We start from the raw sequence: 8,171 nt of genomic DNA on the forward strand, positions 1-8,171 counted from the left end.
CCCATGCTAAACGCCGGGGGCCGGTGGCGCCGAGGTGCCGAACTCGCGACGGAAGCGTAGGGTTAGTTAGACGATCTCGCTAATTCATGGCCGTTGGCGCTTCCCCCGCAATGTGGCGATGGGGGCTCGACGCGGCCGTGCGCCAAGGATGAGGAGACTGTGGTGGCGCGAACTGACGGTGATACCTGGGACATCGTGACCAGCGTCGGCTTCACCGCGTTGGCGGTGTGCGCGGCGCGGGCGCTGGACGCCGCGCTGCAGCCGCCGCTGGCCCACGACGAGTTCGCCGCCGGCTTCGTGGCCGCCGCCGGTGAGCCGAACCTCGCCGCCGCCGTGGCGGGCACCGACCTGAGCAGCGCCGCCGCGTTCAATGCGCAGTGGGTCGGGGTGCGCACCCGGTTCTTCGACGACTACTTCCGCCAGGCCGGGCGCGGCGGCGTGCGGCAGGCGGTCATCCTGGCGGCCGGATTGGATTCCCGCGCCTACCGGTTGGGATGGCCGACCGGGACGGCCGTGTTCGAGGTCGATCAACCGCGGGTGCTGGAGTTCAAGCAGCGGGTGCTCGACGAACGCGGCGCCGTCCCGTCCGCGCGCCGGGTCACCGTCGCCACCGACCTGCGCGACGACTGGGCGGCCGCGCTGATCGCGGCCGGCTTCGACCCGACCCAGCCGACGGCCTGGGCGCTGGAGGGCCTACTGCCCTATTTGCCCGGCGCCGCCCAAGACGCGCTGTTCGCGAAGCTGCACGAGTTGTCGGTCGCCGGCAGCTGGGTGGCCGCCGAGCTGGGGCCGGCGCCCGGCGAGCTGCGGGAGTTCGCCGACAGCATCGTCACGATCAGCCAAGACTCCACCCAGCCCGCCGTCGCCGACCTCTGGTACGACGATCCGCGCCGCGACACGAAAGCGTGGCTGGCCGAACGGGGTTGGGAGGTCACCGGGGTTGACTTGGTGGCCGCGGCCGCCAACGGCTACGGCCGTCCGTTCCACGACCTGCCGCCGGCCTTCGAGCGGCTGTTGCGGCAGAAATTCTTCACGGCCGTCCGCGGCTAGCGGTGGATTCCTTCTGTATCCGGGCCCGGATGTCGTCGCGGAGCTGACTTTTCGCGATCTTGCCGCCGGAAGATCGGGGCAGTTCGTCGACCAGGATCAGGCGTTCGGGCAGCAGCTCCTTGGACACCCCCAGCCCCAGCAGATGCTCGATCAGGTCTGCCAGTTCGAGGGTGTGCGGCCCGGTGCGCTCGGCGTACAGGCACACCTTTTCGCCGAACACCGGGTCGGGCATCGCCACCGCGGCGGCCACCGCGATCGCCGGATGGGTGGTGGCGGCGTCCTCGACCTGGGTGGCGCTGATGTTCTTGCCGCCGCGCAGGATGAAGTCGGAGGTGCGGCCGGTCACGGTCAAATAGCCCTCGGCGTCGATCTCGCAGAGGTCGCCCATGCGCATCCAGCCGTCGGCGGTAAACAACTGGTCGTGGTCGGTGCCATCGAGGTAGCCCAGGCTGGTGGCCGGGCCGCGGCAGGCGGGCTGGCCGCGCCCGGTGGGGGTGACGTCCTGGTCGCCGTCGAACAGCCGCACCGCCATCTCCGGCACGATCCGGCCGGCGGTGCGCAGGCGGCGCTGCGGCGGATCATGCACCGTGGTACCGCTGAGCAGCCCGGTTTCATTCGAGCCGTAGAACTGCAGAATCGTTGCGCCGGTGAGGTTTTCGAACTCTCGCGCCGGCCGGTACGGCAACGCTTCACCGCCGGTGTAGACGATGCGCAACGAGCTCAGGTCGTAGTCGCGGCGGGCGGGATCGGCCATCAGCATGGTCAATTGGGTGCTGACGCAGCACAGCACGGTCACCCGGTGTTGGGCGATGGCCTGGCAGGTCGCCGCGGTGCTGAAGCGGTCCAGCAGCACCGCGGTGGCGCCCAGGTGGATCGGGGTGGCGTGGCTGGTCCAGAGCCCGAACCCGAACGGCGTGGGGATGACCGGCAAGAAGATGTCGTCGGCGGTGAGCCGTCCGTGGGCGACGGCCTTCTGGTGGAAGTAGTACCACCGGTTTTGGGTGTGCACGACGCACTTGGGTAGCCCCGTGGTGCCGGAGGTGGAGTTGATCAGGAAGACCTCGTCGGGCCGGATGCCGGCGTACGGCGGCAGCGCCGCGGGGGCCACGTTCAGGGTCGGGCCGGGTCGCAGCACCAGCACCGGTAGGTCGGCGGCCTGCGCCGCGGGCTCATGCCGCGGTGGATCGGTGATCAGGATGGTCGGGCGCGCGCCGCGCAGGATGGCGGTGACCTCCCGGGTGCCGGCGCGGGCGCCGATGCCGACGACGACCGCGCCGCAGCGTTCGATCGCGACGAACAGCACGTGGATGGCGGCGGAGTCGCCGTGCCACACCGCCACCCGATCACCGCGGCGCACCCCCGCCCCGGCCAGCTGGGCGGCCAGCGCGTTGGCGGCGTCGTCGAATTCCCGCCAGCTCAGCGCGGCGTCGGTATGGTCGAGATAGGCGATGCGATCCGGGGTCCGTTGCGCGTTGCGGTGCACCACCTGCGACAGTGTGGTGTCGGTCCACCAGCCGGCGGCGTGGTAGCGGGCCACCTCCTCGGCGGTGAAGGCCGGCGAGTCCGCTGCGCTTGGACCGCCGGTGCTCATGGGTCGGATGATAGCGACGCCCCGGTTGGCCCGGCGTGGTCAGATCGGCAGTTCGGTGGTGCCGCGGCCGAGGTTGCGGAAGCCCGCACAGGCCTCCTTGATTCCCAGCAGGTACGGCACCGCGTTGAACCGCAGCTTGAGCTTGTCCCCCAGCCGGGTGGCGGCGCTGCTCGGGGGCGCGACGACCGCCGCGGCGGAGACGGCGAGGTCGACGTAGTGGGTGGGCGTTTGTCCGATGCCCTCGAAGTCGTGATCCAGCGGCAGGCAACGCTGGCGAAACCGGTCGTCGAGGCACTGCGCCACGGGATCGGTCATCAGCACGTATTCCGGCACGGGGACTTGGTTTTTCAGCATGCGATGCACCAGGATGACGTCGACGCCGGCGAGTTCGGTGTGGCGTTTCACCCGTTGCTCGGCCACTTCACCGGCGTGGGCGACGAACTTGAGCGACAAATTTTCCAGCTGCGCGCAGCTGGCGCAGTCGCAGTCGTAGTTCCGGTTGATCTGTTCGCGCCGGTTGCGGAACGCCTGGTGCATCCGCGACAGCCGCTCGCCGACGATGACTTTGGCGTCACCGTTGGGTGCCCAGAAAAACGCGGCGTCGCCCTCCAGTTTCGCCAACTTCAGGCCTTTGGCGGCGTCGATGACCGACTCCAGCAGCAGCGCCACTGTCAGCTGTGCATGCACCAGATGCATCCGGTTCCAATTCATGTAGCGGGTGTATCCACCGATATCGGCGATAACGAGGACCGCGTGCCGGATGGCCATGAACTCGGCAGTGTAGTCCTGATCCGGCGTGGTCGCCGCGGGTTACGGCGCACCGGCCGACGACGGGTGTGGCCGGTCGGCTCCCCTGGCTCAGTCCCGGAACACCACGGTGGTGCGGCCGTTGGGGAACACCCGCCCGGTCAGGTGATGCCCGACCGCCTCGGCGAGCACCCGGCGTTCGATGTCGCGGCCCTTGCGGACCAGGTCGGCGGGGGTGTCGCGGTGCGAGACGGCCTCGACATCCTGGGCGATGATCGGCCCCTCGTCGAGTTCGGCGGTGACGTAATGGGCCGTCGCACCAATGATTTTCACGCCCCGGTCGTGGGCTTGGTGGTAGGGCCGGGCCCCGGTGAACCCGGGCAGGAAGGAGTGGTGAATGTTGATCGCCCGGCCGGCCAACGCGGCGCACAGCTCCGGGGACAGGATCTGCATGTAGCGGGCCAGCACCACCAGGTCGACGCGATACTCGTTGACCAGGCCGAGGATCTCGGCTTCCTGCTCGCGTTTGGTGGCCGGCGTGATCGGCAGGTGGTGGAACGGCACATCGCCGAAGTCGACCCGCGGAAACGTCTCGCGGGGGTGATTGGACGCCACCGCGACGACGTCCATGGTCAGGTCACCGGTGCGCCAGTGGTAGAGCAAGTCGACCAGGCAGTGGTCCTGCTTGGACACCAGGATCAGCACCCGCATCCGGTCGTCGCGGCCACGCAACGTCCACTCCGCGTCCAAGGCGTCCAGCACCGGCGCGAGCGCCGCCGCGTCCACGTCGCGTTGGCCGGTGGTGAATTCGATCCGGGCAAAGAACCGCTGCGCGAACGGGTCGCTGAACTGCTGGGCGTCGGTGATATTGCACTGCAGCTCGTACAGCGCGGTGGAGACCGCGCTGACGATGCCGGGCCGGTCGTCGCAGCGGAACGCCAGCACGAACGCGTCAGTCATGCGGGCCACGTTAGTCAGCTGGTGGGCCTACGGTGTGTCACCTGGGCTTGGGCTCGCAGGCATAGCCGTCGCCGTCGCGGTCGAGCTTGGGCGAGTAGGCCGGGTCGTCCCGGGGGATGTTGTAGCGACCGTCGTTGTGCGCCTCGGTGCAGTTCCTATAGGGCGGGCCGGCGACGGCCGACGGCGGCGGGGCGATGGCCGCGCCGGCGACGATGCCGGCAGCGATCAGCAATGCGCGAATCATGCGGGGTCCTGTTCGATGCCGTAGTGACGGTTGCACATTAGCCGAGCCGTGTAGTCACCACGGCGGTTCAGCAAATTTGCCTATCTGTGGGCTAGCGGGTCGCCGCGGCGACGCCGTCACGGCTGCGTCGATCCGCCGGCCGGCGGCGGGCAGGTCTGATCGAAGACGGCTTTATCCCTGGACGAGGACGTGGATTGGGTGCCCGGGATTGCGCGTGCAGTAGAAGATTTGCAGGTCGCCGCCCCGCCCCAGGATCATGCCCGTGACACTGCCGTAGCCGCTGTCTGTGGCGGCGAGATCGTTGGCGTTCCAGTGGCCGTTTCCGGCATCGCGTTCGTAAGTACCAAATGAGGCAAGCAGGTCGAGGTGCTGGCCGCAGCTGGCGCACGGCATCGGGTACGGGTCAGAGGCGTGCCAGCGGGCCCATCCGCCCACTTTGCTGCCCGGTGCGACCGATAGATCGCATTGATAGGACAGCGGGTTAACGTCGGCGCTGCACTCTTCTGGGTCGTTCCAGTTCGCCTCCTCAAGGCTGTAGAGCCGCTTCCAGAGGTCTTCAGGCAGGTCTAGCGGATACTCGAGGACCTCTTCGGGGTGTAGGACGCACGGCACGGCTATCAATAACTTCTCGAAGTCGGCCGGGGCTGGCGGGTCGATAGCCCTATCGGGCAGGTCGGCGGAATTTCGCCAGATCACGGTTACCGCAGGGCCGTAGACTTCTTCTTGGCCCGGCACGTGGATGTGATCGACCGGGCACCACAGCACTTGCAGCAGGTCGGTCCCGTGCGGGAACTGGATCGTGGGTGCGTCATCGGCGAACAGCTGCAATACCGGAACCAGCGGGTTGGGGACGCTATGCGGATGATAATCGTCAGGCTCTGAACCGCTGACAGTGATATCCCAGAACTGCCACGGGTTTACACATGTGGGCCATGGCTCGTTCTCGGGCCACAGCATCGGGCCACCGATCGAACTCTGCCGGCATGTGGGCACCCCACGCCGCGGATGCAGCCGCGTGGTGAACCGGGCATAGCCAGCCAGTTCCGGCAGCAGCGCCGTCACATCCACTGGGCGCGGCGGCGTGCGAGGTGTGTCAACCACAGCGGTGATCATGACACGGTCACCAAGATCAGGTGTGGTTGCCGTGGGCATACCGCTTCCCAAGTTGATCACCTGGTCAGACTGCGAATTGAACTTATCAACTTTGCGCAGCTGCCGCGGCTCGGCATGCAGTCACGGGATCTGTCAGGAATTGGGTTTCGGGCAATGGCACGGGATCCCGACGCGGTCGCCGAGTTGCGGCCAAGGCTCTGCGGCCTCCCTAGTTCAGACGCAGCCATTCGATGGGTTGCCCAGAAATCTGCGCGATCAAGTCGAAGTCCTTGTCAACAGCGAGAATTGTGAGTGCCGCGGTTTCGGCAGCGGCAGCCACGAGAAGGTCCGGGATCGACGGTGCACGGTGCTGGCCGCGATCGGCCAGCAGCAGCTGTAATTCGACGGCGCGGTCTTCTGCGGCGGGCGTTAGGTACTCCACCGGCATCAGGGACAATGGCGGTGATACCACCTCAAGGCGAGCTTGCGCCGCGGTGCGAAAAGAATATCCGATCTCCAGGCGAGTCACAGTGCTGATTCGCACCAGACCGCGTTCTATACGGTCGATCCAGAGTTCGGCATCAAGTGAGCCGGGTATGCGGGTGTAGGCCGATTTATCGATCAGCCACGTGCTCACCGCCACGCACCCTCCATCACCTCCGGGTTGTCGAGATCGGCAGCTGCGTCGGCCGCGCGCCGCATATCCTCGAGCGTGAGCCTGCCCTCAGGCTGCCCCTCTGATCGCTCCGTCTCGAACCGCCGCCGCAAATACTCCTGCCGCGACAATCCCCTTGCCGCGGCCGCCGCGTCGATGTGCGCCACGGCGGCATCCGATAGTCCCCTAATCAACACATCAGCCATACCCGCGACCTCCTGATATCTACGATATCGGCTGGTCAGATGCTACCTCTGTCGAGCCGCTGATGTACATCGACGATCCGCGAGGCAGGCTATGGCCCAACCGCGCGGGGAGTCCCTGGACCGCGATCGCGGTTACGCTCGGCACGACTCCAGACAGCACAGCAGCGGTTAGGAAAGTTGGCCGGACCGGCCGGCTTAGGCCGCTGAAACGCAAGGCACGCGGTTTCTTTCTTGGATGGGCCTACCGTCCGCTAGGGTCGTGGCCGGCGTGCTCGCCGGTAGCCCTACCGCTGCCAGGGCTGTTGCACCATTCAACCGAAGACTGTTGGCATCACCCGCCGCCCGCTACTTGGGTTCTAGGGATCCGAAGTAGTCGGCTTCAACTTTCACATCCTCGACGACACGCTGACTTGTGGTGACACCGACTGCGTACTCCTTAAGCAAATCGCAAAGACGATTTCCGTCGATCAGGTCAATCGGCGGAGCACCATCGCGCTTTGCCTCATTCCTGGCGTCGTTCGTGAACGTGCCTGTGGTGATGAGCAGCCCTTTGTCACCTCGCCCAGCCATCGCTCCTCGGAAGTCGCGGACCGCCGAGGCAGTAACGCTGCCCTTGTAGCGCTTGCACTGGAAGAACACCGGAAAACTCAGAAGCGAAATCTGGTACACACCTAAGCCGTCGATGCCACCGTCACCGCTGCGACCAGTTACGACCGTGCTAGAAAACCCAGACTCCCGAAGCAGACGCTGAGCCAGCCTCTCGAAAGCAGCAGGCGACAGCGCTAGGAGCGTCTCTAGCAACTCATCCTTCCACTTGTCCTCGACCTCAGCCTCCGCCCTGTCGAACGCCGCGGAGGCACCTACCTCGGCGGTCGGTTTTTTCGACCTCTTGGACCTGCTCCTGCTGGCCGCGACAAACTCCGCATGCAGTGGGATCATTTGGTTTTGCGTTGCGGTTTGACCAGCCTCGGTCACAGTCCAAACGCCACGCTTGCTATTCGTGAGCAAGCCCATCCCTTTGAGATAGGTGCGGGCCCACGCGAGCCGGTACTGGATCTCCGTGGACGGGCCATCGCCGTGTAATACGTCTTGCAGCTCGGGTGAGAACTGCTCGCGGTCGATGACCGCCTCATCTAACTCCGCGATAGACGCCGAACCGCCGAGCGAGATGGCGGCCTGAAGTGTCGGCCAGAGCATGTCGGTATACGGAGGCACGGTCGTAGTCACGGGTTAGAGCATCTCAGAGTACGAGGCAGTAGCTAGCTAACTCGCCGACATCGCTGCCGCCGGCCCGCCATGCGCCGGGGTAAGCGGCCCTAATCGGGTCGCTGGCCGCCGATGTACCGGCAATGAACAGGTGCTTTATGGTGAGGCTTCATGATGGGGCAGGCGGGGCTCGAACCCGCGACCAACGGATTATGAGTCCCTTTTCACCGCCCCGGCGACCAGCGTAAACGGTTAGCTGAATCGCCCCATATCGCCTGCAAGGCGCCAAATCTGGGCGTTGCCAGTACGTCTCCGGTACAGTGTAGTACGCCCTAAATACGCTGAGGGGGACCCGTTTGGTGGTCCAGTCGTTATGCGGCTTGGGGTTGGTGGGTCGTGGTCCACTGTAGGGCGAATTCG

The 8,171-nt window shown here is 66.2% G+C and carries 9 protein-coding genes; 1 reads left to right on the forward strand and 8 read right to left on the reverse strand.

Translation table 11 applies throughout. The features are described 5' to 3' along the window. Window positions 1-162 precede the first annotated feature (162 nt). Entirely contained in the window at window positions 163-1,050 is an 888-nt protein-coding gene (locus ACAG26_RS07235; RefSeq protein WP_370480693.1) for an SAM-dependent methyltransferase, read from the forward strand. Here ACAG26_RS07235 and ACAG26_RS07240 read toward each other — a convergent pair. The 8 genes from ACAG26_RS07240 to ACAG26_RS07275 all read right to left on the reverse strand — a co-directional run bounded on the left by ACAG26_RS07240 (window position 1,031) and on the right by ACAG26_RS07275 (window position 7,742). Beyond that, window positions 1,031-2,641 (reverse strand): AMP-binding protein, encoded by a 1,611-nt coding sequence (locus ACAG26_RS07240; protein WP_370480694.1) that lies wholly within the window; start codon window positions 2,639-2,641, stop codon window positions 1,031-1,033. The genes ACAG26_RS07235 and ACAG26_RS07240 overlap by 20 nt on opposite strands. Window positions 2,642-2,680: 39 nt before the next feature. Beyond that, window positions 2,681-3,409, reverse strand: coding sequence for a DUF2652 domain-containing protein (locus tag ACAG26_RS07245; protein ID WP_370480695.1), 729 nt, complete (start codon window positions 3,407-3,409; stop codon window positions 2,681-2,683). A gap of 90 nt (window positions 3,410-3,499) precedes the next feature. Further along, window positions 3,500-4,348 carry a formyltetrahydrofolate deformylase gene (gene purU / locus ACAG26_RS07250; protein WP_370480696.1) on the reverse strand — a complete coding sequence of 283 codons (849 nt, stop codon included), beginning with the start codon at window positions 4,346-4,348 and terminating at the stop codon, window positions 3,500-3,502. 37 nt (window positions 4,349-4,385) lie between these two features. Next, window positions 4,386-4,592 (reverse strand): excalibur calcium-binding domain-containing protein, encoded by a 207-nt coding sequence (locus ACAG26_RS07255; RefSeq protein ID WP_370480697.1) that lies wholly within the window; start codon window positions 4,590-4,592, stop codon window positions 4,386-4,388. A 171-nt stretch (window positions 4,593-4,763) separates the two neighbouring features. Continuing rightward, window positions 4,764-5,705, reverse strand: a complete 942-nt coding sequence (locus tag ACAG26_RS07260; RefSeq protein ID WP_370480698.1) for a hypothetical protein — start codon at window positions 5,703-5,705, stop codon at window positions 4,764-4,766. A 208-nt stretch (window positions 5,706-5,913) separates the two neighbouring features. Further along, complete coding sequence (locus tag ACAG26_RS07265) at window positions 5,914-6,327, reverse strand: PIN domain-containing protein (protein WP_370480700.1); 414 nt, start codon at window positions 6,325-6,327, stop codon at window positions 5,914-5,916. Further along, window positions 6,318-6,545 carry a hypothetical protein gene (locus tag ACAG26_RS07270; RefSeq protein ID WP_370480701.1) on the reverse strand — a complete coding sequence of 76 codons (228 nt, stop codon included), beginning with the start codon at window positions 6,543-6,545 and terminating at the stop codon, window positions 6,318-6,320. The genes ACAG26_RS07265 and ACAG26_RS07270 overlap by 10 nt, the downstream gene beginning before the upstream one ends. Window positions 6,546-6,890: 345 nt before the next feature. Further along, a complete protein-coding gene (locus ACAG26_RS07275) occupies window positions 6,891-7,742 on the reverse strand; it encodes a restriction endonuclease (RefSeq protein ID WP_370480755.1) in 852 nt (283 codons plus the stop codon). Window positions 7,743-8,171: the final 429 nt, after the last annotated feature.

The sequence above is a fragment of the Mycobacterium sp. pUA109 genome (assembly GCF_041287095.1).
Classification (GTDB): domain Bacteria; phylum Actinomycetota; class Actinomycetes; order Mycobacteriales; family Mycobacteriaceae; genus Mycobacterium.